Raw genomic sequence first — 20,441 nt, 5'->3', positions numbered from 1 at the left:
CGGGGCCCTGCAATCTATATGGTAGCCCGTAGGGGATTCGAACCCCTGTGACGGGACTGAGAATCCCGCATCCTAAACCCCTAGATGAACGGGCCACCGAAAACGTGGCTACGGCCCGAGGGCCGTCTATGTGTATAAAATGGCAGCCGCACTAGGACTCGAACCTAGAATACCCAGAACCAGAATCTGGTGCCTTACCAATTTGGCCATGCGGCTACGGCGGATGAGAAGTTTATCCGAAGATCGCGGCGCTTGTCAAAATTTTTGCGCGGGCCCGCACGCGGCTTGCTACGGGTTCAGCCGCGCGAGCTCCAGCCGAAATCCCGCCAGGTCGTCCACGCAGCGCACGCCGTCCATTTCGTAGTGGAGCCGGTTTCGGGTGACGCCGCCGCCGCCGGCGATGATCGGGATGCGTTCCTCGAGCACGTGCCGCAGGGTGTGAAACTCCTGGATGGTCTCCGGGTTGTTACCCGGCGCCACAACGCTCACCGCCACGGCGCGGGCGCCCGATTCCATGGCCGCCAGCGCGATCTCGTGGGCGGGCAGGTTGGGGCCGAGATACAGATCGCGCCACCCTTCGTTCGCGGCCATGGTCGCGGCCATCAGCGCCCCTATCTCGTGGTCCTGGCCGGCCGGCGTGGCGATCACCACGCACGGCGCGCCTGCTCCGGCGCGGCGGATTGGCTTGATGCGCCCGATGAAACTGCGGATCGCCGCGGTGGCCATGTGCTCGTGGGCCACGCGCAGGGCGCCCGCGTGCCAGCGATCCCCGATCCAGGTCATCAGCGGGCCTATCAGATTGTCCAGCAGCGGCAGCAGCGGCAGTTGCACGCTCGCTTCCAGCAGCGCCCGGGCGAGCGCGTCCTCGTCGAGCCCGAGTATGGCGCTCTTACAGGTTTCCATCAGGGTGTCGATCCGTGCGCCGTGCTCTCCGTTGCTCGGCGCGCGCGCGGCCGCGAGGCGATCCCCTTCGACCGCGACCAGCATCCGCTTGAGCTCATCATTCGGGAGCTGCGCTATGAGGCGGATGGACTGCCCCTGCGACTTGACCTGGTTGAGCAGTTTCAGCCGGTCCACTTCGGCATCGCTGTAAAGGCGCCGGTTGGTGTCGCTTCGTTGCGGCTGAATGGCGCCGTAGCGGCGCTCCCAGACGCGGATGACGTGGGTTGACAATCCGGTTCGGTTTGCCACAAAATTGATGGGGTGTCGCGGTTCTTCGTAGGCCATGGCGGGATTATAGCAGGAATGTCTAAAAAATGGTAGGACATTTTTTAGACATGCATGGTGGCAAGAATCCGGGGCATTGACTCCTGCCGGGACATAACCCCGCGTTGTGGCGCGTGCCGCTGGGGGGGGTGACGGTACAAAACCGTGAAATGCGGGGCGCGGGTGCGTCCGTGGTCTGCCGGCGCGTGATCTTAACTTGACTTCACCCGCCTTCAGCGCGTAATATACGCAACTCTGTCATCCTGTCAGGGCGAAATATGCCCTGTTGTGCCGGTCGCGCGATTGCGGCGGGCGCGCCACTTAGACGGTATTTTCTGTCCAACGAAAAGGAAAAACGCGAGCGATATGGGCAAGTATCTAGGACCCAAACACAAACTCTGCCGCCGCCTCGGGTCATGCATCTGGGGCAGTGCGAAATGCCCGTCGAACAAGCGCCCGTACGCCCCCGGGCAGCACGGCCAGAACATCCGCCGCAAGATGTCGGTTTACGGGCAGCAGCTGGTGGAGAAGCAGAAGATCCGTATGCACTACGGGCTTCTGGAGCGCCAGATGAGCAAGACCTTCAAGGAAGCCCAACGCATGGGCGGCGTGACGGGCACCAACCTGTTGATGCTATTGGAAAGCCGCCTGGACTGCATCTGTTTCCGCCTGGGCTACGCCCCCACCATCACTGCGGCGCGCCAGCTGGTGAACCACGGCCACATCCTGGTAAACGGCAAGAAGGTTGACATCCCCTCGTTCCGCGTATTGCCCGGCATGACCATCGGCATCCGCGAACGCAGCAAGAAGGTCCCGATGATCGCGGAGGGCGTCGAGCACCCGCCGGTGCACATCCCGGAATACCTGGACCGCGCGTCGAAGTCGTTCGAGGGGCGCATGACGGCGCTTCCGAACGCCGAGACGCTCCCGTTCAAGGCCGAGACGGCCGGGGTCATCGGTTTCTACTCCCGGTAAGGGCCGCGCGCTTTTCCCGGAAATTTTTCACCGCATGCGGCGGGCTGCGCACACCGTGGCCCGCCCATTTCATGTTTGCCCGGCATCGGGCGCTTTCCCGCGAATTCGATCCAATGGCGCAAGGGCCGTGATATGAGCATAGACATCGTCGTAGGAGCCAACTGGGGGGATGAGGGCAAGGGGCGCATGGTGGACTACCTTGCGCAGAACGCGGATTTCGTTGTTCGGTTTCAGGGCGGCAACAATGCCGGCCACACCGTCGTGAACGAATTCGGGACCTTCAAGCTGCACCTGCTCCCCTCCGGCGTATTCAATCCGAAGGCCACGAATATTCTGGGGCCGGGCATGGTGATCGATATCCAGGGCCTCGCCGACGAACTGGACGACCTGAAATCGCGCGGCATCGATCCCGTGATTCGCGTTTCGGATCGCGCCACGATCTGTTTTCCGTTCCACCGCCTTCAGGACGCGTGGGAAGAGGAGCGCCTGGGCGCGCAGGCCTACGGGTCGACGCGCCGGGGCATCGCGCCGGCCTATGGCGATCGCACGATGAAAAAGGGCATCCAGATCGGGGAGTTGCTCTATCCCGAGCGTTTCCGGGAGCGTCTTCTGCACCTGCTGGAGTGGAAGGAGCTGCAGTCCGGCATTTACGGCAAGAACGGCGAGATTTCCTTCGACGAGACGATGGCGTGGGCGGAGACGTACGGCGACAAGATCCGCCACCTGATCTGCGATACCACGGTGGTGCTTGAAGAGGCGGCGGCGGCGGGCAAGAACATCCTGTTTGAGGCGCAGCTCGGCACCCTGCGCGATCTGAACTTCGGCATCTACCCGTTCACGACGTCCTCCTGCGCGCTGGCGGCCTATGCACCGGTGGGCGGCGGCCTCTTCGGCCGCGGGCTGGACCGCGTCATGGCGGTGGTGAAGGCCTTCTCGACGTGCGTCGGCGAGGGGCCCTTCGTGACGCGGATGAACGACGCCGAGGCCAACGCGCTGCGCGAGATCGCGGAGGAATACGGCGCGGCCACGGGGCGCCCGCGCACCATCGGCCACTTCGACGCGGTCGCCACGCGGTATGGCGTGCAGGTGCAGGGGGCGTCGGAGGTCGCGCTCACGAAGCTTGACAGCCTCAGCGGGCTGAAGACGCTGAAGATCTGCACGCACTACGATTTCCGGGGCCAGCGGATCGACCGATTCCCGATCAACGCAGTGCTCGACGAAGCCACGGCGGTGTACGAGGACATGCCCGGCTGGGACGAGGACATTACGGGCGTGCGGACCTTCGACGGCCTTCCCCAGGCGGCCCGGGACTACGTCCTCGAGATCGAGCGGCAGATCCAGTGCCGCATCCGCTACGTATCCGTCGGGCCCGAGCGCGAATCGCTGATCGATCGCGGGGTTTGATCCGGCGGCGCGCGGCCGTTCCGAACGGTGATGCGGCTGGATTCACTGAACCAATATTTAGTATTCTGAATGCTTCACTCACCCCGGCGCCCCGGTATCGCGCCGGGGTGGCCTGTATTGGCCCGGTACCCATTCCAAGACCACGAGGCGCCAGCGCGCGATGCCCCCGAAGAAGAAAACATCCCCGTCGAACGTGATCTCGATCAAGGGCGCCCGGGAACACAACCTGAAGGATCTGAATCTCGAGATCCCGCGGGACAAACTCGTGGTGATCACGGGCCTGAGCGGCTCCGGCAAGTCCAGCCTCGCGTTCGACACGCTTTACGCCGAGGGCCAGCGGCGCTACGTCGAGAGCCTTTCCGCGTACGCGCGGCAGTTCCTGGATCAGATGGACAAGCCGGATGTGGACCACATCGAGGGGCTGAGCCCCGCGATCTCGATCGAGCAGAAGACGACGCACCGGAACCCGCGATCGACCGTGGGGACGGTAACGGAGATCTACGACTACCTGCGCCTCCTGTTCGCGCGCGTGGGCACGCCCCACTGCTACCAGTGCGGCAAGGTGATCCAGTCGCAGACGCCGCAGAGCATCGTGGACACAATCCTCGCGTTCCCCGAGGGCGCGAAGGTCCAGCTGCTCGCGCCGGTCATCCGCCAGCGCAAGGGCACGTACCAGAAGGTGTTTGAGGACGTGAAGCGCCAGGGCTTCACGCGGGTCCGCGTGGACGGCGCGTTCCACCACGTGGACGACGACATCGAGATGGAGCGCTACGTCAAGCACGATATCGACGTGGTGGTGGATCGCGTGGTGGTCAAGGACGGCGCACGGAAACGGCTCACGGATTCGGTGGAAACCTGTCTGAAGCACGGCAAGGGCCTGATACGCATCTGGTATCAGACGCCCGATGGCGAAGAGAAGGAGATGCTGCAGAGCGAGCGCCTGGCGTGCGTCGAGTGCGGCATCGCCTCGGAGGAGTTGGAGCCGCGCGCATTCTCCTTCAACAACCCGCACGGGGCCTGCGCCCACTGTACGGGCCTGGGATCCGTGATGGAGGTCGACCCGGAGCTCGTGGTGCCCGACACGTCGATCTGCATCGAGGACGGCGCGGTACGGCCGTGGAGCATGCACCGGCTGATGGACGGGATGTACCGGAAGGCGCTGGAATCGGTGTGCAAGCACTACGGCGAGAGCGTGTATACGCCCTGGCGCCAGCTTTCGGAGACGTTCCAGCAGATCGTGCTGTACGGGTCCGGCGACGAAGAGGTGGCGTTTTCGTATTCCAACGCGAAGCGCACCTACGAGGTCATGCGGCCTTTCGAAGGCGTGATCCCGAATCTCGAGCGCCGTTACCGCGACACGGAGTCGAACCGCGCGCGAGAGACCATCAGCGAATTCATGGCCAGCCGCCCCTGCCCGCATTGCGCGGGGGCGCGCCTGCGTCCGGAGTCGATGGCGGTGAAGATCGACAACCACAACATCATCGACGTGACCCGGATGTCGATTGGCGACGCGCTGGAATACACGAAGTCGCTCAAGCTGGAGAAGTCGCAGAAGATCATCGCCGAACGCATCCTCAAGGAAATCCGCGAGCGCCTTGGCTTTCTCTCGAGCGTCGGGCTGAACTACCTTTCGCTCGACCGCCAGGCGGGGACGCTTTCCGGCGGGGAATCGCAGCGGATCCGGCTGGCGACGCAGATCGGATCGGGCCTCGTGGGCGTGGTGTATATCCTCGACGAGCCCAGTATCGGGCTTCACCAGCGGGACAACGCCAAGCTCATCGCAACGCTGGAGCGCCTGCGCAATCTGGGCAATACCGTGATTGTGGTCGAGCATGACGAAGATACGATCCGCACAGCGGATTTCGTGGTGGATATGGGGCCCGGCGCGGGCGTGCATGGCGGACGCGTGGTGGCGCAGGGCACGCCGAAGCAGATCATGGCGTCGAAGAAGTCGCTCACGGGCCAGTACCTCACGGGGAAGCTGTCGATCCACTGCCCGGCAGAGCGGCGGTCGGGCAACGGTAAGTCGATCGCGATCTACGGTGCGGAACACAACAACCTCAAGAAGGTGGACGTGGAGATTCCGCTGGGCCAGTTCGTCTGCATTACCGGCGTATCCGGGTCCGGCAAGTCGAGCCTGATTAACGAGACGCTCTACCCGGCGGTGTCGCGGGCGCTGCATGGCGGCGCGAAGAAGAAGCCCGGGAAGCACGATCGGATCGAGGGGCTGGACCACATCGACAAGATCATCGATATCGACCAGTCGCCGATCGGGCGGACGCCGCGATCCAACCCGGCGACGTACACGGGGATGTTCGGGCCCATCCGAGATTTGTTTGCCCAGCTTCCCGAGGCGAAGGCCCGCGGGTACAAGCCCGGGCGCTTCAGCTTCAATGTCAAGGGCGGGCGCTGCGAGGCGTGCGAAGGCAACGGGCTGATTACCATCGAGATGCATTTCCTGCCGGATGTGTATGTGCCGTGCGACACATGCGATGGCCACCGCTACAACCGGGACACGCTGGAAGTGCGCTACAAGGGCAAGAACATCGCCGAGGTCCTCGAAATGACGGTGGAGGACGCGTGCGCGTTCTTCAAGCACATCCCCGCGGTCTACCGGCCCGTGCAGACGCTGATGGATGTGGGCCTGGGGTACATCACGCTGGGCCAGGCGGCGACGACGCTTTCCGGGGGCGAGGCCCAGCGGGTGAAGCTCGCGTCGGAGCTGGCCAAACGCCAGACCGGGCGCACGCTGTACATTCTCGACGAGCCGACGACGGGTCTGCATGCGGCGGACGTGGACAAGCTCTTGCAGGTGCTCCACCGCCTGGCGGATCATGGCAATACGGTGGTGGTTATCGAACACAATCTGGACGTGATCAAGACCTCCGACTGGATCATTGACATTGGCCCGGAAGGCGGGGATGCGGGGGGCCGGGTGATTGCGGTGGGGCCGCCGGCGGCGATTGTGGCGTGTAAGCAGAGTTATACGGGGCAGTTTTTGAAGGATAAGGTGTAGCTTTGGGCTGCAGGCTTTAGGCTTTTAGGCTGTAGGCTGGAGGGACGGGAATACGCCCGAGGCGGAATCGCGTGGGACGGGGGGGTGCTTTTCTGCGGGTACAGGCACCCGCGATTTTGGGGTGGTCTTTGGGCGCTTACGCGGCTTGGGTGGTTTTTGTCGCGGGAGCCAGTCCCCTTGGCGGCGCCCGCGATTTTGGGGTGGTTTGGGGCGCGTACGCGGCTTGGGTGGCTTTTGCCTGGCGGGCGACGGGACAGCCGCGCCGGTTGGCCGTGTAGCGGCTTGGTTGGGCTCGCTTTCGGTACCGCGCAGGCTGCTCGTACCTGAGGTGATGGGGCGCCGCAGTCCCTGGGGTCGCGTGTGGGCTGTTGGTACCTGAGGTGATGGGGCGCTGCAGTCCCTGGGGTCGCGTTCGGGCTGCTGGTACCCGGGGTGATGGGGCGCCGCGGTCCCTGGGGCGGGTGCGCGTGGGACGGGGGGCGTTTTTCTGCGGGTACAGGCACCCGCGATTCTGGGGTGGTTTGGGGCGCTTTCGCGGCTGGGGTGGTTGGCGTCGCGGGCTCCAGTCCCCTGGTTGCAGTTGTGGTTTTAGAAGGTTGTCCGGCGCCGGACTTATGCGGGTGATTGGCGGTTTTAACCTTGGGTCAGACTAACGACGCGCGGGGGTGTCTGGCAGTATCGTGGTGCGGAATAGCCGGCATACGCCCAGTGGTAATCCGCCAGTACAGAGCCCGCGTCTGAACGTTGAAAGGGGACGAGGTGGCAAACGCGATCGAAGTTTCCCCGTCAATCACCTATTAATTGGGATGGGGCGTTGCACTTTTTGGGGGAGGCTTTAGGCTGGAGACTTTAGGCTGGAGGCTTTAGGGCACGGTCAAGCTACCGCGCGGCTGGGGCCGCGCCGCTTGGCCGTGGCACACTTGGAGGGGGGCGGGGCAGTTGACAGTTGACAGTTGACAGTTGACAGTTGACAGTTGACAGTTGACAGTTGACAGTTGACAGTTGACGGTTGACGGTTGACGGTAGACGTTTGACGTTTGACGTTTGACGTTTGACGGTCACAGGAGTCACGGTCAAGCTACCGCGCGGCTGGGGCCGCGCCGCTTGGCCGTGGCACACTTGAAGGGGGACGGCTTATTGGTGGGCTGCTTGAACGGCGGTGACGCGGAAGGCAAGCGGACCCCCGGCGCTGGCGGGTTTGCCAGGTCCGGGGGTCCCTTGGTCAGCGTCCGGGGGCGGTGGGCCTCAGCCCAGCACGGCGTCGCCGGATTCTCCGGTGCGGATTCGCACGGCCTCGTCAATCGGGGAGACGAAGATCTTTCCATCGCCGATGCGTCCTGTGGAGGCGCCGTCCTGAATGGCTCTCACCACCTTTTCCACGGCGTCGTCGGTGCAGACGATCTCCAGTTTGACTTTGGGCAGAAACTCGACGACGTACTCGGCGCCGCGGTAGAGCTCCTTGTGGCCTTTCTGGCGCCCGAAGCCCTTGACTTCGGAGACCGTGAGGCCCTGGATTCCGACGGCGGACAGCGCGTCCTTGACTTCTTCGAGTTTGAAGGGCTTGATAATCGCTTCGACTTTTTTCACGTTTATGCTCTCCACTACCTTGCGGCAGGTTGTGCTTGTTTCAACAGCGCCAGCCGGATGTCTGGCCCCGGGGGGCATTCGCGCCTCCCCGGGGGGAAACCCGCTTACAGTATATAGCCTTCTTCGCCGTGTTCGGCCAGGTCGAGGCCCTGGTTTTCGACTTCCTCGGTTACCCGGAGGCCGATGGCCAGGTCGATGCCCTTCAGCAGGATGAAGGAGGCCACGCCGCCGTAGACAAGGGTGACGAGGATGCTCTTGAGCTGCGCGAAGACCTGCGCGCCGATGCTGACTTCGAGTCCGGCGCCGCCGAAGATTTCGGAGGCGAAGACGCCGGTGAGCAGGGCGCCGACGATACCGCCGACGCCGTGCACGCCGAAGGCGTCCAGGGAGTCGTCATAGCCGGCCATGCGCTTGAGGGAGGTGGCTCCCAGGAAGCAGATCGCGCCGGAGGCGACGCCCATGAGGAGGGCGCCCATGGGGCCGGCGGTGCCGGCGGCGGGGGTAATCGCCACGAGGCCCGCCACCGCGCCGGTGGCCGCGCCGAGTGCGCTGGGCTTGCCGTGCTTGACCCATTCGATGCCGAGCCAGGTGAGGGTGGCGGCGGCGGTCGAGAGCTGTGTTACGAGCATGGCCATGCCGGCCACGCCATCGGCTGCGAGTTCGCTGCCGGCGTTGAAGCCGAACCAGCCGACCCAGAGCATGGCGGCGCCTGTCAGGGTCATCGTCATATTGTGCGGGGGCATGGGCTTCTGGGGATATCCGGTGCGTTTTCCGACGAGAAGGCACGCGACGAGCGCGGCGATACCGGCGTTAATGTGCACGACGGTGCCGCCGGCAAAGTCCAGGACGCCCCAGTTGTGGAAGAGGGCGCCGCCGCCCGACCAGGCCATGTGGCAGATGGGGGCGTAGACGAGGACGAGCCAGAGAGCCGTGAATATGAGCACGGCGGAGAACTTCATGCGCTCGGCGAAGGCGCCGCAAATGAGCGCCGGCGTGATGATGAAGAAGGTCATCTGGAACATGATAAAGATGGTTTCGGGGTAGGAGCCGGCGAGGCTGTCCACCGTAACGTTCTTCAGAAACACGTTGCTCAGATCGCCGACGAGCGAGTGGAAGTTGAAGGTTCCCTCCACCTGCGATTCGGGGACGCTGAAGGCGAGGCTATAGCCGACGGCGACCCAGAGCACGCTGGCCAGCGCGGTAATGGTAAAGCACTGCATCAATACGGACAGCACGTTCTTCGACCGGACGAGGCCGCCGTAGAACAAAGACAGGCCGGGTATGGTCATGAACAACACCAGCACGGTGGCCACGAGCATCCAGGCGGTGTCGCCCGAGTTCAGTTCGGGCGTATCCTGCGCAAAGGCGAGGCCGGGCAGGCACAGCGCCGCCGCCGCCAGCCCGGGCCGGACCCAGAGACCACTTCGCAAACTCCATGGACTTTTCACGTATCGCTCCTCCTGTGGAACTGATTAGGGCGTGTAACAGACTACTCGCAAAGCAAAAAGAGGGGAAGGTCGCGCGTGAAAACGCCCGGCGCCAGGGCGCGTCTCTACGCCCATCCCATTGCCCGATGTTCCCCGGCGTCTCCAACACGCCTGATTACTCTCCAGGAAACATCTTGCGGGCTCTAGGGCAACTAGCGTGCCAAACTTGATTTGTGGCCCTTCGCCCTGGATCGAAATGGCGTGTAACCTGTTTCAGGCTGGGGCATTGCGAGCGGCGTGGGCTCCGCGGCGGGTTCTCGTGGGCCTGGGCCGGTCGCTTGCTGGAAAACTACAGCGGCGTAGTCTCAGAGCATCCAACCTACCAAACCGTAGGATGTGGTCGGGTGCGGGAACTCACTTCCGGGGCGGGCCGCCACCGCCCGGAATGGCTCCGCGCCTTGATCCTTCGGCGGCCTTTCGGACATACTCCCGCTGCAACCCCAACCCCCATTGAGATCACATGCCCGGGAAAGCCGCCGCCGTAGAATCTGGAAACGACCTGGAGGCCGCTGTCGCCGAAATTGGCGCGGCGCTGGGCCTCGTGGTGGAGCGGCAGGTGGAGGTCGGGCGGCGCATCTGGGGTGCGCGGCGCCGGATCGACGTGGTGCTGAAGCACCGGGAGACCCGCACGAGCCTCGGCCTGGAGTGCAAGTACCAGGGCGGCGCGGGTTCGGCGGAAGAGAAGATCCCGGCGACGATCGAGGATATCCGCGCCTGGCCAATTCGCGGGATTGTGGTCTACGCTGGGGACGGTTTCTCGGCGAACCTGAAGGCGTATCTGCTGTCCACCGGGAAGGCGGTGGAGCTGTGTGACCTCAAGAAATGGTTGGAGCTGTATTTCGGCCTGTGAAGCGCGTGAACCTGCGAGACGCCATGCCGCGGCCGTTCCTGAAGTGGGCGGGCGGGAAGCGGCAGCTTCTGCCCGAGCTGGAGAAGCGCGTGGCGAAGGCGCGCCCGCACGGGCGCTACCATGAGCCCTTCGTCGGGGGCGGGGCGCTGTTTTTCCACCTGTGCCGGCGGGGCGCGCTCGGCGATGCGGCGGCGTTCCTCTCGGACAACAACCCGCGGCTGATCGAGGCCTACCAGGGCGTCCAGCAGGATGTGGAGGGCGTCATCGCGCTGTTGGAAAAACACCAGGCCGCGCATTGCCAGGAGCACTACTACGCCGTGCGCGCCAGCACACCGGAGGATCCGCTCGCGCGGGCGGCGCGGGTGATCTACCTGAACCGAACCTGTTTTAACGGGCTCTACCGGGAAAACAGCAAGGGCGCGTTCAATGTGCCGATGGGGCGGTACAAGAACCCGCGCATTTGCGACGCGGCGAACATGCGGGCGGTCTCGGCGGCGCTTGGGAACTGCACGCTCGAATGCCGCCCGTTTCAGGCGGTGCTTGAACACGCGGAACCCGGTGATTTTGTGTATTTCGATCCGCCCTACGATCCGGTGTCCAAGACGGCCAATTTCACGAGCTACCACCAGGAGCAATTTGGCGAGGCGGCCCAGGCGGAATTGGCGGAGGTCTTCCGGGAGCTCGACCGACGGGGGGTGAAGGCGTTGCTGTCCAATTCCGATACGCCACTTATCAAGGAGCTGTATCGCGGGTTCCGGGTGGACTATGTGATGGCGGCCCGGCTGGTGAACCGGGACGCGGACAAGCGCGGCAAGGTGCGGGAAGTGCTGGTGCGAAATTTTTGAGCCTCTGCGTGAGCGATCTTGAGGCATTGCATCGCCCAACAGGGATGAAATGCTACCCCAGGCAGTTTGCGCTCCATGGACGTCTCGCATCCGCGGCTTTTTTCGCAAGTTCCGAGAATGCCATGGTTTTTCCGCTACCTGATACCCGCTCTGCTATACTTAATCCACCCAGGATTGACGTGGAAAGGGTTTCGCATGAACTTGCCAGTGACGATTCAACCGGGCGCCATTGAGGCCTTCTGCCGCCGCCATCATTTGACCCAGCTGGCGTTCTTTGGGTCGATACTTACCGACCGGTTCAGTCCCGAAAGCGACATCGATGTGCTCTTCGAGTATCATCCCGATCACATACCGACCTTGTTCGATGTGGCGGCGATGGAAGCCGAGCTGAGCGAAATACTTGGCCGCAAAGCCGATATGCGAACCCCACGGGATCTCAGCCGCCACTTTCGGGACGAAGTGGTGCGAAACGCGTTGATTCAGTATGCTGCTTGATTCTGATCGCAACCGAGTCCGGCACATGTTGGAAGCCGCGCGCGAGGGCATGGCTTTTGTGCATTCTCGAACGCGGTCCGACCTGGACACGGATGCCCAACTCCGATTCGCGGTGATTCGCGCGCTGGAGATAATCGGCGAGGCGGCGAGCCGGATCGAGCCCGCGTTTCGCACGGCCCACCCGGAGATACCATGGCAGCCCATCATTGGCGCCCGAAACCGTCTCGTGCACGCGTACTTTGATATCGATCACGACATCATATGGGCCACGGTTACGCAAGCCCTGCCAAAGCTCGTTCCCATAATTGAAGCCCTGTTGGCGAGTGAAGACCGTTCGTGAGCGCGTCACCGCGTGAATTCCGGGCCGCAGGCGCGCTAATAACAATCCGTTGTCGACAGCCGTGGTCAACACCGACCGGCTTTTCCCGGATCATTGGCGCGGGCTACTCCGACACCGTAGGGGGCGGAAAGGCATCCATGAAGCTTGGAAGCGCCGGAAATCGTTCTCCGTACGGTATGGCTTCGACGTGCCCATCGAGATAGAGGACATGCATCACATCACCCGGATGCCCGGCGTCCAAGTTGATCGACTCATACATAATCGGAATATTTCTTCTGGCGTCAGCAAGCGCCTTTTCGTCATTGGGGTCATCCGCAAAGATATGTTCCACGCCAGGGCGCAATCGGTACAAGCGCCTTTCAGGTGTTTCGATATCTTCCTCCAGATTGATCCTGGATCGGTCTGCGAGCGCGGTGAGCAGCGCGACAACATCGCTTTCATTCAATACCACATATCCAAGATAGATGTAACTTCGTGCCGCCAGGCGCGTGATCCTGTCCCCGTTTTGGTTTCCCTCGCCTCCAAGCGCGATTAAGTGAAACATATGGTCAATGGCCCCGTCGAGCTTCGGGTTTACAAATTCTGCAGGCACGGTCTCCCCCATTCGTTCGGGTTTCACCAAATACATCCAAACGCCGTCGAGAGGAGAAAGCGGGGGTAGCGCCTGAGCCAATTCCTGCGGCGTGCCATTCCCGCGTGCTGATTCGAGTACAAACCCCCAGAATCCTAGTGCTCCCTCAGGAGAGACATTCACGCCACTTCCCGTTCCCCACGATATCCGGATTGTCTCGCTGTCGAGACGGCGCAGATTGATGCCGGCCTGTGTCTTTCCAATCCGTTCTGAGACGGATTCCACATCCAAGAGCACCATCGCCGCGACAATGACGGCAAACGGGCCAATGACGAGGAAGTAACGACCCGACTGACGCATTTATTGTCCCGCAGTTTTGGAAGTTGGAGGAAACGTCGCCACCGTGGTTGGCGTCGTCTCGGGCGAAGCCGTTAGTCGACGTCGGCGAGGGCGGCGCGTATGGCGAGGATTTCGTCGAGGTTTTCGAAGAAGACGTCGGTTATTTCGGGGTCGAACTGGCGTCCGCGCTCTTCGCGGAAGAGGGCGAGGATACGGTCGAGATCCCAGGCGTCCTTGTAGACGCGCTTGACGCCGAGGGCGTCGAAGACGTCCGCGATGCAGGTGATGCGGCCGAAGAGGTGGATTTCCTTGCCGGCGAGGCCGTGGGGGTACCCATTTCCGTCGTAGCGCTCGTGGTGCTGGAGGGCGATGACGGCGGCGGCGCGCAGGACATGGCCCTTGGTGACCTTGAGCATGTCGTAGCCGATGGTGGCGTGGGTCTTGATGACGTCGAACTCTTCGGGGGTGAGTTTTCCGGGCTTGTTGAGGATGGCGTCGGGGATGCCGACCTTGCCGACGTCGTGGAGGGGGGACGCGAGGCGGAGGACTTCGGCCTCGCTTGGGTTCAGCCCGCACTTGAGGCCGATCAATTTGCAGTATTCGGCGACCCGCTTGACGTGGAAGCCGGTCTCCTGGGAGCGGGTTTCGACGATTTCGCCGAGGGTGAAGACGATTTCGCGCTGGGCATCCTCGACGTCGCGCAGGAGGCGGACGTTTTCGAGGGCTGCGGCGGCGTGGTTGGCCATGATGCTGAGGATTTTGAGGTCGGCCTCCGAGAAACTGGCGCCGCCCTCTTTTTCGGTGACGTTGAGCACCGCGACGACCTTGCTGCGGGCATTCTGCGTCTCGGCCAGGGCGGACGACTTCCGTTCGAGGGGCACGGAGATGAAGGAGTTGTCTCGAAGCTGCCAGCTGAGCTTGTCCACGGTGGGTTCGCGGCGGATGTCCTCGATGAAGAGGGGCTTGACGTTTTCGGCGACCCAGCCGGAGATGGTGTTCTTGACGTGAATCGCGGCGCGGTCGAAGTCCTGCGGGATGCCGACGCCGCGGGCGACTTCGAGTTGCTGGCCGTCCTCGGAGACGAGCATGAGCGAGCCCCGGCGCGCGTTTACGCGCTCCAGCGAGGCCTCGAGGACGTAATCGAGCAGATCATCTTCGGTCCGTATGGATGCGATCCGCTCGCTGATGCGGAAGAGTTCGGTGATTTCGCGTAGGGATGCGTTTTCATTGGAGAGGCGGCATCGCTCGAGCGCGTTGGTGACCGCCATCTTTATCTCGCTGAGATTAAAGGGTTTAAGGACGTAGTCGTAGGCCCCTTCCTTGACGGCGGCGCGGGCGGTTTCGAGGGTGGCGTAGCCGGTCATGACGATGGGAACGAGGGCCGGGGCGACCTGGCGGGCCTTGCGGATGAGCTCGATGCCATCCATTTCGGGCATCATGATATCCGTGAAGAGAACGGCGAAGTCGTTGGCCGCGCGGAGGATTTCGAGCGCCGCCACGCCATTGGGCGCGGACTCTACGTTGAACCCCTCATCCGTGAGGATATCGGACATCAGCTCGCGGATGACGATTTCGTCATCAACGATTAGAATGCGCTCCGATTTCGCCATACCGTCTCCCATGTGCCAAGACGACACGTGCTAATCATACCATACTCCGGCGGAAACTCCGCAAAGTGAAATAATGTCAGATGTTTATCCCCGTTTGCGGGCCTGCTTGAGGGCGCGCGCCACCTGGGATGGCGCGGTGGCCCCCGGGTTGTTTCGCCGGGAGACAATGGCGCGGGGGTCCAGCACCTGGTAGACGTCCCGCTCGAAATGGGGTGAATGCTGCTGGTATACGTCCAGCGGGAGATCGGGCAGGGTGGTCTTTGCGGCGACGCAATGGCGGACGATGCGTCCGACGATGCCATGGGCCTCGCGGAAGGGCACGCCCTTCATGGCGAGATAGTCGGCCAGGTCGGTGGCTTCCATGAAGCCGTGGCGCGTGGCCCGCTCCATGGCCTCGCGGTTGATCGCGATGGAAGGGATCATGCGGGCGAACACGGCCACGCAGAGCTGGACAGTATCGGAGGCGTCGAAAAGGGCTTCCTTGTCCTCCTGGAGGTCGCGGTTGTAGGTCATGGGGAGGCCCTTCATGAGGGTGAGGAGGGCGTGCAGGTCCCCGTAGACGCGGCCCGTTTTACCGCGGACGAGTTCGGCGACATCGGGGTTTTTCTTCTGGGGCATGATGCTGGAGCCGGTGGTGAAGGCGTCGCCGATTTCGACGAAACCGAAGGCGGGGCTGGACCAGAGGATGAGTTCTTCGCTGATGCGGGAGAGGTGCATCATGACGAGGGCGGCGTGGGCGCAGAATTCGATCATGTGATCGCGATCGGAGACGGCATCCATGCTGTTTCGGGAGATGGCGGCGAAATCGAGCAGCTTCGCAACCTGTTTCCTGTCAATGGGATACGGTGTTCCGGCCATGGCGGCGGAACCGAGGGGGAGGACGTTCACCCGGGCGCGGAGCTCGGAGAAGCGATCGCCGTCGCGCGCGAACATTTCCACGTAGGCGAGGAGGTGGTGCGCCAGGAGGACGGGCTGGGCGGGCTGGAGGTGGGTAAACCCGGGGAGGATCACGTCCTGGTGGGCCTCGGCGAGGTCGAGCAGGGCCGCTCGGAGATGCGCGAGGAGCCCGGTAATGGCGTCGATCTGGTCGCGCATCCAGAGCCGCATGTCAGTGGCGATCTGGTCGTTTCGGCTGCGTCCGGTGTGGAGGCGCTTGCCGGCTTCGCCGACGCGGGCGACCAGGGCGGCCTCGATGTTGGTGTGGACGTCCTCCAGGCCGGTATCCCAGGCCATTTTTCCGGCGGCGATGTCGCGATCAATGGCTTTGAGGCCCCGCACGATGTCCCGGGCGTCTTTCTGGCTGATGATGCCGCGATCGCCGAGCATGGTGGCGTGCGCGATGCTGGCGCGGATGTCCCAGGGGGCCAGCCGGGCGTCAAAACTGACGGATTCGCCGAGTTGTTCCACGAGGGCGTCGGTTTTGCCCTCAAAACGCCCACCCCAAAGCTTGCTCATTTCGACTCCTCGGGTTATAGTATGCGAAATAGACAAAGAGCCGCAGCGGCCCTCCCGCGGCGGTCATTTTAGCGTATTGACCGGCATTGATTCGATGCCGGGGCGTGTGGTCCCCGTGCCCGTAGGGGGCGGACTGCGATTACCGCTGGAATATTCCACACACCGGGAATGTTGCTAGCGGTGGCCAGTAAACTTGACATTAAACCGTGTAGTCAACGAATTAAGAAGGCGCCATGAACGACTTTCTCGAACAAGTTGATCGCTACCGAGATGAATTCTACCGCTACGTAACGCGTACCCTGTGGGATCCGGGGGTGGCCGACGACGTGTTTTCGTCGGCAGTCCTGGCGGCCTGGGAGAACCGGCACAAGTTTACGCCGGGGACGAACTTCCGGGCCTGGATGTACCGGATCATCACGAACAAGTGTTACGTGGCCAACCGGGTGACGGGCCGGCGTCCCGCGCCGCTGGACGATGTTCCGGAGTCGGCGTTTGTCTCGCTGACGGATGATCGGGCGTATTACGATGTGCTCGACAACCCCGAGCGGGTGATGGAAGCGTGCGGCGACGAGTTGAATCAGGCGATGGAGAATTTGTCTCCGGCTCAGCGCACGTGTTTGCTGCTGCGCGGGGTGGAGAAATTCTCCTACAAGGAAATCGCCGAGATCATGGATATCCCGGTCGGGACGGTGATGACGCACCTGAGCCGGGGCCGCGCCAAGCTTCGCAAGGAGCTGGTGGATTACGCTCGGGAGCAGGGCATCGTGCGCGACATGCCGCGCCTCCTGCCGCGCGGAAGCAAATCGGACGACATGGAGCTGCAAAAAAGCGGAACTGCATAATGAAGTGCGACGATCAGGACAGACGGTGGATGGCGTATCTGGACGGACAGATGTCCGCTTCGGAAGCGCTGGACTTCGAGGCTTCGCTGGCCGAGCGTGATCGCGCCCGGCTTCAGGGCGAAGTGCGCCTCGAAGCGGCCATCGGCGAGAGCCTGTCGTCCGGCGGGGGGGGATGTCCCGCGGCGCTCTGGGAGTCCCTGGCGGCGCAGCTGGCTCCGGACAATGTCGTGCCGCTTGCGGCTCCTCCCGCGCGCCCGAGCCGTTTGGCATACTGGGTTTCGCGGACGTCGGTCGTGGTGGCGGCGACGCTTGCCATCGTCGTGGGCGCGCCGTATTACGAGGCGTTTTTCTTCACGGAGGGCCACCGCCCGGGCAGCGTGGTGGCGATCACGAAGAATACGACCCGCGCGCAGTTCTCGCAGGGGCTTCAGGCTCCGGCTTCGCTTGCGGCGGCGCAGAAATTCCTCCACGATCACAACATTCCGCTGCGTCTCGCGCATTCGATCGGGGCGGAGTCGGGGCACGGGCACGATATCGAGTTCCTGGGGATCTGCCGCGGGCGCTGCCCGGAGGGCACCCTGTTCGAGCTGCGTTTCTGGTGTTGTGACGAGCCCGCTAAGCTGTTTGTCGCGCGCCGCGGGACGGAGGGCGAACAGATTCTTCGCGCCGCTTTCGACGAGGGCGAGGCTCTGGAATGCCTTTCGACGGACGATTTCGTTGCGGCCGTGGTCGGCGGCCATTCGTCCCTGGAGCTGGCGAGGCTGGTTCAGCCCATTCGCGGCAATTTGACCTGATTTGACCCCGGGGTAGCGGCCTGCACGGGCTGACATGGATCGATCCCCGGCGCGAATAGAAAAGGCAGACGCGCAAGGCGGCGCCTCACTGGGGCGCGCGGGGATTCCGGAATGAAGGGGTCCCGACGCCGTAAGGCCCTTGCGCGGCGAGTATGCTTCCCAACAACCAACGGAGCCGTGGCGGGTCGCTTCCCTTCCCTCCCCCTCCCTCCCCATGGCCCGCCACGGCCTCCCTTGGTTGATCCTTTCGTGCGGCGGGGCCTTGCCAGGGCAATCGAGTTTAAACTTCGTTTACGAGCCAATCGCCATACGAACCACCGGAAGCTCAGAAAAGAGCCCGTGTTGGAACGCTGGCATTTCGCCCATGGCCAATCCCGGACCTTGCCAGAGATGCCGGCGCTCCAGGTTGCTCACTTTCCTTGATTCAAGGTTCCAAATCGACTCGAGATTGCGCCCATTTGCCTTAAATGCGATTTCCCTGGGCCTTGCACTGGGGGCGGGCGGGCGGTACACTACCCGCGTTTCTTCCGACCCCTGATATTGACGAACACACGCTTTACGGAGATCGCCACCATGTCCAATCCCGTCAGCCGCCGCGGGTTCCTCCAGCAGACCGCCACCGCGGGCGCCGCCATCGGCGCGGCCGCCACCGTGAGCGCGGGAGCTTCCGCGGCGCCCGCCGCGTACCAGGGCGGCGCGAGCCCCTGGCCGCTTGCCATGAATACGAGCACGATCCGGCCCGCGTCGCTTGAGGACAAGATCCGGGTTACCGCGGAAGCGGGATGGGACGCGATCGAACTCTGGATCAACGATCTGGAGAAGTACGAAGAAGAAGGCGGCGACCTGAAGGCGCTGGGCCGCGAGATCAAGGATCGCGGGCTCTTTGTCCCCAATGTGATCGGGCTGTGGAACAGCATCCCGGCGACACAGGAGGAGTGGGACGCGACGCTGGAGATTACGCGGAAGCGGATGAGGCAGTCGGCGGATGTGGGGTCGCTGCACGTGGCGTCGATCCCGACGCCGGATCGCGATGACTTCGATGTGAAGTGGGGCGCGGAGCGGTATCGCGAATTGCTCCGTATCGGCCGGGAGGATTACAACATAGTGGTGGCGATTGAGTTCATCGGTTTCTTGAAGGGCCTGAACAAGCTTGGCATGGCGGCGGCCCTGGCGGTGGACGCGGACGACCCGACGGCCTGCATCATCGCCGACACGTTCCACATGTGGCGCGGCGGTTCCGGATTCGGCGGGCTGGGCCTGCTGAACGGGAAGTCCATCGCGAATTTCCACTGGAACGACATCCCGGATGGCACGCCGATGGAGGGCACGGGCGACGGCGCGCGCGTGTATCCGGGCGACGGCGCGTTGCCGCTCGAGCAGGCGTTGCGCGATCTGAAGGCGATCGGCTTTACCCGGACGCTTTCGCTGGAGCTTTTCAACGAGGAGCACTGGAAGACCGACCCGAAGATCGTCTCGGAAACGGGACTGCGCCGCATGCGCGAGTGCATCGCGCGGGCGGGCGTGTAGCCGGCGCCCCGAGGAGACCCCGTGCCCCGGCTTCTCAAGATAGCGCTGTTGGTTCTGTGTCTGATTGCCGCGGCGCCGCTGGTTTTGCTGTGCGGCGCCGCGCTTTTCAACGGCCGCACGGGGGCTCCGACCGATTTTGCGGAGAGCGCCGCGCTGCGGGAGCCGCCGCCGGCGGCGCCGGCTCCTGTGACCTTGCGGGTAGTGACGTTCAACATCCAGGATTTGTATCTGCGCAGCCAGGACCGCCCGCGCCGTATGAAGGCGATAGCGGCCAAGCTATACACGCTCGATCCGGACATTGTGGGCTTCCAGGAGGCGTTTATCGCGGCGGATAGGGAAATCCTGATGCGGGAGCTTGCCCCGTCGCGGCTGAAGTACTTCGAGTACTACCCGAGCGGCACGGTGGGGAGCGGGCTGCTGATCGCGAGCGCGTTCCCGATCCAGGAAGCGTGGTTTCACCGTTTCACGGCGTCCAATCCGTTTTACAAGGTCTGGGAGGGCGACTGGTGGGCGGGGAAGGGCGTGGCGCTGGCGCGGATCGCGCTGCCGGAGGGGGGCCTGATCGATTTCTACAACACGCACGCGCAGGCGGGGTACGGGAATCCGGCCTACGACGCGGTGCGGGCGCAGCAGATGCGCGAGCTGGCGGATTTTATGAACGCGAGCCGGTGCCCGACGGCCCCGGCGCTTCTCGCGGGGGACATGAACTGCCGCCCGGGCGACCCCGAGTTTGAGATCGCCGTCAGCGGGGCGGGCCTTGCGCGCGTTATGATTGGCGAGTCCCGGATCGATCACCTGTTCGCGGCGGAAAGCGACGCGTATACCGTCGAGGTGGAGTCCACGGAGCCGATCGAGGCGGCCGTGCGGCTTGGCGACACGGTGCTGGAGTTAAGCGACCACACGGGTTACATGAGCACCCTGATCATTCGCCCGCGCGGCGAAGCGGCCGACGCGGTTGCCCCCGGCGCGGGCTGACAGCCACAAGGAAAGGAGGCTCATCCGGTTTGAAGGTACATCGGCAACGATGGCGGCAAATATGGGTAGTTTGCTCGGTTCTCTTTTCCGGACGGCGATGCTATGAGCGTATACAAGATTCCC

Annotated in this window: 17 protein-coding genes and 2 tRNA genes; 11 read left to right on the top strand and 8 right to left on the bottom strand. The window is 63.4% G+C overall.

Translation table 11 applies throughout. The features are described from left to right. Nucleotides 1-19: 19 nt before the first annotated feature. From KF886_19110 to KF886_19100, 3 genes are all read right to left on the bottom strand, one after another. Nucleotides 20-95, bottom strand: a tRNA-Glu gene (locus KF886_19110). Nucleotides 96-140: 45 nt separating this feature from the next. Further along, nucleotides 141-216: transfer RNA gene (locus KF886_19105), tRNA-Gln, on the bottom strand. 72 nt (nt 217-288) lie between these two features. Continuing rightward, a complete protein-coding gene (locus KF886_19100) occupies nt 289-1,227 on the bottom strand; it encodes a MerR family transcriptional regulator (GenBank protein ID MBX3179470.1) in 939 nt (312 codons plus the stop codon). Between the two features lie 345 nt (nt 1,228-1,572). Between KF886_19100 and rpsD the strand changes: the two genes are divergently transcribed. The 3 genes from rpsD to uvrA all read left to right on the top strand — a co-directional run bounded on the left by rpsD (nt 1,573) and on the right by uvrA (nt 6,601). After that, nucleotides 1,573-2,181: a 30S ribosomal protein S4 gene (gene rpsD / locus KF886_19095; GenBank protein MBX3179469.1), complete on the top strand. Its 609-nt coding sequence runs from the start codon at nt 1,573-1,575 to the stop codon at nt 2,179-2,181. A 132-nt stretch (nt 2,182-2,313) separates the two neighbouring features. After that, complete coding sequence (locus KF886_19090; protein MBX3179468.1) at nt 2,314-3,585, top strand: adenylosuccinate synthase; 1,272 nt, start codon at nt 2,314-2,316, stop codon at nt 3,583-3,585. Between the two features lie 160 nt (nt 3,586-3,745). After that, entirely contained in the window at nt 3,746-6,601 is a 2,856-nt protein-coding gene (uvrA, locus tag KF886_19085; protein MBX3179467.1) for an excinuclease ABC subunit UvrA, read from the top strand. A gap of 1,245 nt (nt 6,602-7,846) precedes the next feature. On the opposite strand, the gene KF886_19080 is transcribed toward uvrA, so the two are convergent. After that, complete coding sequence (locus tag KF886_19080) at nt 7,847-8,188, bottom strand: P-II family nitrogen regulator (protein ID MBX3179466.1); 342 nt, start codon at nt 8,186-8,188, stop codon at nt 7,847-7,849. Nucleotides 8,189-8,292: 104 nt separating this feature from the next. Next, on the bottom strand, nt 8,293-9,507 hold the full coding sequence (locus KF886_19075) for an ammonium transporter (GenBank protein MBX3179465.1): 1,215 nt from the start codon (nt 9,505-9,507) through the stop codon (nt 8,293-8,295). Nucleotides 9,508-10,135: 628 nt separating this feature from the next. Here KF886_19075 and KF886_19070 point away from each other — a divergent pair. From KF886_19070 to KF886_19055, 4 genes are all read left to right on the top strand, one after another. Further along, on the top strand, nt 10,136-10,525 hold the full coding sequence (locus tag KF886_19070) for a hypothetical protein (protein MBX3179464.1): 390 nt from the start codon (nt 10,136-10,138) through the stop codon (nt 10,523-10,525). Continuing rightward, nucleotides 10,498-11,370, top strand: coding sequence for a DNA adenine methylase (locus KF886_19065; protein MBX3179463.1), 873 nt, complete (start codon nt 10,498-10,500; stop codon nt 11,368-11,370). The genes KF886_19070 and KF886_19065 overlap by 28 nt, the downstream gene beginning before the upstream one ends. 195 nt (nt 11,371-11,565) lie before the next feature. Next, nucleotides 11,566-11,865, top strand: coding sequence for a nucleotidyltransferase domain-containing protein (locus KF886_19060; protein ID MBX3179462.1), 300 nt, complete (start codon nt 11,566-11,568; stop codon nt 11,863-11,865). After that, entirely contained in the window at nt 11,858-12,205 is a 348-nt protein-coding gene (locus KF886_19055) for a DUF86 domain-containing protein (protein ID MBX3179461.1), read from the top strand. The genes KF886_19060 and KF886_19055 overlap by 8 nt, the downstream gene beginning before the upstream one ends. Nucleotides 12,206-12,308: 103 nt before the next feature. On the opposite strand, the gene KF886_19050 is transcribed toward KF886_19055, so the two are convergent. The 3 genes from KF886_19050 to argH all read right to left on the bottom strand — a co-directional run bounded on the left by KF886_19050 (nt 12,309) and on the right by argH (nt 16,180). After that, the gene (locus tag KF886_19050; protein MBX3179460.1) at nt 12,309-13,136 is read right to left on the bottom strand and encodes a hypothetical protein; all 828 of its coding nucleotides are present in this window, start codon (nt 13,134-13,136) and stop codon (nt 12,309-12,311) included. A gap of 71 nt (nt 13,137-13,207) precedes the next feature. Then, nucleotides 13,208-14,725, bottom strand: coding sequence for a response regulator (locus KF886_19045; protein MBX3179459.1), 1,518 nt, complete (start codon nt 14,723-14,725; stop codon nt 13,208-13,210). A gap of 84 nt (nt 14,726-14,809) precedes the next feature. Further along, nucleotides 14,810-16,180: an argininosuccinate lyase gene (gene argH, locus KF886_19040; protein ID MBX3179458.1), complete on the bottom strand. Its 1,371-nt coding sequence runs from the start codon at nt 16,178-16,180 to the stop codon at nt 14,810-14,812. Nucleotides 16,181-16,413: 233 nt separating this feature from the next. Here argH and KF886_19035 point away from each other — a divergent pair, with 233 nt between their 5' ends. The 4 genes from KF886_19035 (at nt 16,414) to KF886_19020 (ending at nt 20,318) form a co-directional block, all read left to right on the top strand. Continuing rightward, complete coding sequence (locus KF886_19035) at nt 16,414-17,022, top strand: sigma-70 family RNA polymerase sigma factor (GenBank protein MBX3179457.1); 609 nt, start codon at nt 16,414-16,416, stop codon at nt 17,020-17,022. Next, the gene (locus tag KF886_19030) at nt 17,022-17,816 is read left to right on the top strand and encodes a hypothetical protein (GenBank protein ID MBX3179456.1); all 795 of its coding nucleotides are present in this window, start codon (nt 17,022-17,024) and stop codon (nt 17,814-17,816) included. Before KF886_19035 ends, KF886_19030 begins: the two co-directional genes overlap by 1 nt. Nucleotides 17,817-18,389: 573 nt before the next feature. Then, entirely contained in the window at nt 18,390-19,343 is a 954-nt protein-coding gene (locus tag KF886_19025; GenBank protein MBX3179455.1) for a sugar phosphate isomerase/epimerase, read from the top strand. Between the two features lie 21 nt (nt 19,344-19,364). Further along, nucleotides 19,365-20,318 carry an endonuclease/exonuclease/phosphatase family protein gene (locus KF886_19020; protein ID MBX3179454.1) on the top strand — a complete coding sequence of 318 codons (954 nt, stop codon included), beginning with the start codon at nt 19,365-19,367 and terminating at the stop codon, nt 20,316-20,318. The last annotated feature ends 123 nt before the right edge of the window (nt 20,319-20,441 follow it).

The organism is Candidatus Hydrogenedentota bacterium (assembly GCA_019637335.1).
Lineage (GTDB): Bacteria > Hydrogenedentota > Hydrogenedentia > Hydrogenedentales > JAEUWI01 > JAEUWI01.
The sequence above is the reverse complement of the archived record's forward strand: the minus strand, read 5'-3'. Positions and strand labels throughout refer to the sequence as shown.

What these genes read in the sequence shown, in the direction of transcription:
- uvrA (MBX3179467.1), top strand. Translation starts at nt 3,746, where the DNA reads ATGCCCCCGAAGAAGAAAACATCCCCGTCGAACGTGATCTCGATCAAG.
- KF886_19090 (MBX3179468.1), top strand. Translation starts at nt 2,314, where the DNA reads ATGAGCATAGACATCGTCGTAGGAGCCAACTGGGGGGATGAGGGCAAG.
- KF886_19075 (MBX3179465.1), bottom strand. Translation starts at nt 9,507, where the DNA reads ATGCTCGTGGCCACCGTGCTGGTGTTGTTCATGACCATACCCGGCCTG.
- KF886_19050 (MBX3179460.1), bottom strand. Translation starts at nt 13,136, where the DNA reads ATGCGTCAGTCGGGTCGTTACTTCCTCGTCATTGGCCCGTTTGCCGTC.
- argH (MBX3179458.1), bottom strand. Translation starts at nt 16,180, where the DNA reads ATGAGCAAGCTTTGGGGTGGGCGTTTTGAGGGCAAAACCGACGCCCTC.
- KF886_19045 (MBX3179459.1), bottom strand. Translation starts at nt 14,725, where the DNA reads ATGGCGAAATCGGAGCGCATTCTAATCGTTGATGACGAAATCGTCATC.
- KF886_19025 (MBX3179455.1), top strand. Translation starts at nt 18,390, where the DNA reads ATGTCCAATCCCGTCAGCCGCCGCGGGTTCCTCCAGCAGACCGCCACC.
- KF886_19070 (MBX3179464.1), top strand. Translation starts at nt 10,136, where the DNA reads ATGCCCGGGAAAGCCGCCGCCGTAGAATCTGGAAACGACCTGGAGGCC.
- KF886_19100 (MBX3179470.1), bottom strand. Translation starts at nt 1,227, where the DNA reads ATGGCCTACGAAGAACCGCGACACCCCATCAATTTTGTGGCAAACCGA.
- KF886_19065 (MBX3179463.1), top strand. Translation starts at nt 10,498, where the DNA reads ATGGTTGGAGCTGTATTTCGGCCTGTGAAGCGCGTGAACCTGCGAGAC.
- rpsD (MBX3179469.1), top strand. Translation starts at nt 1,573, where the DNA reads ATGGGCAAGTATCTAGGACCCAAACACAAACTCTGCCGCCGCCTCGGG.
- KF886_19035 (MBX3179457.1), top strand. Translation starts at nt 16,414, where the DNA reads ATGAACGACTTTCTCGAACAAGTTGATCGCTACCGAGATGAATTCTAC.
- KF886_19030 (MBX3179456.1), top strand. Translation starts at nt 17,022, where the DNA reads ATGAAGTGCGACGATCAGGACAGACGGTGGATGGCGTATCTGGACGGA.
- KF886_19060 (MBX3179462.1), top strand. Translation starts at nt 11,566, where the DNA reads ATGAACTTGCCAGTGACGATTCAACCGGGCGCCATTGAGGCCTTCTGC.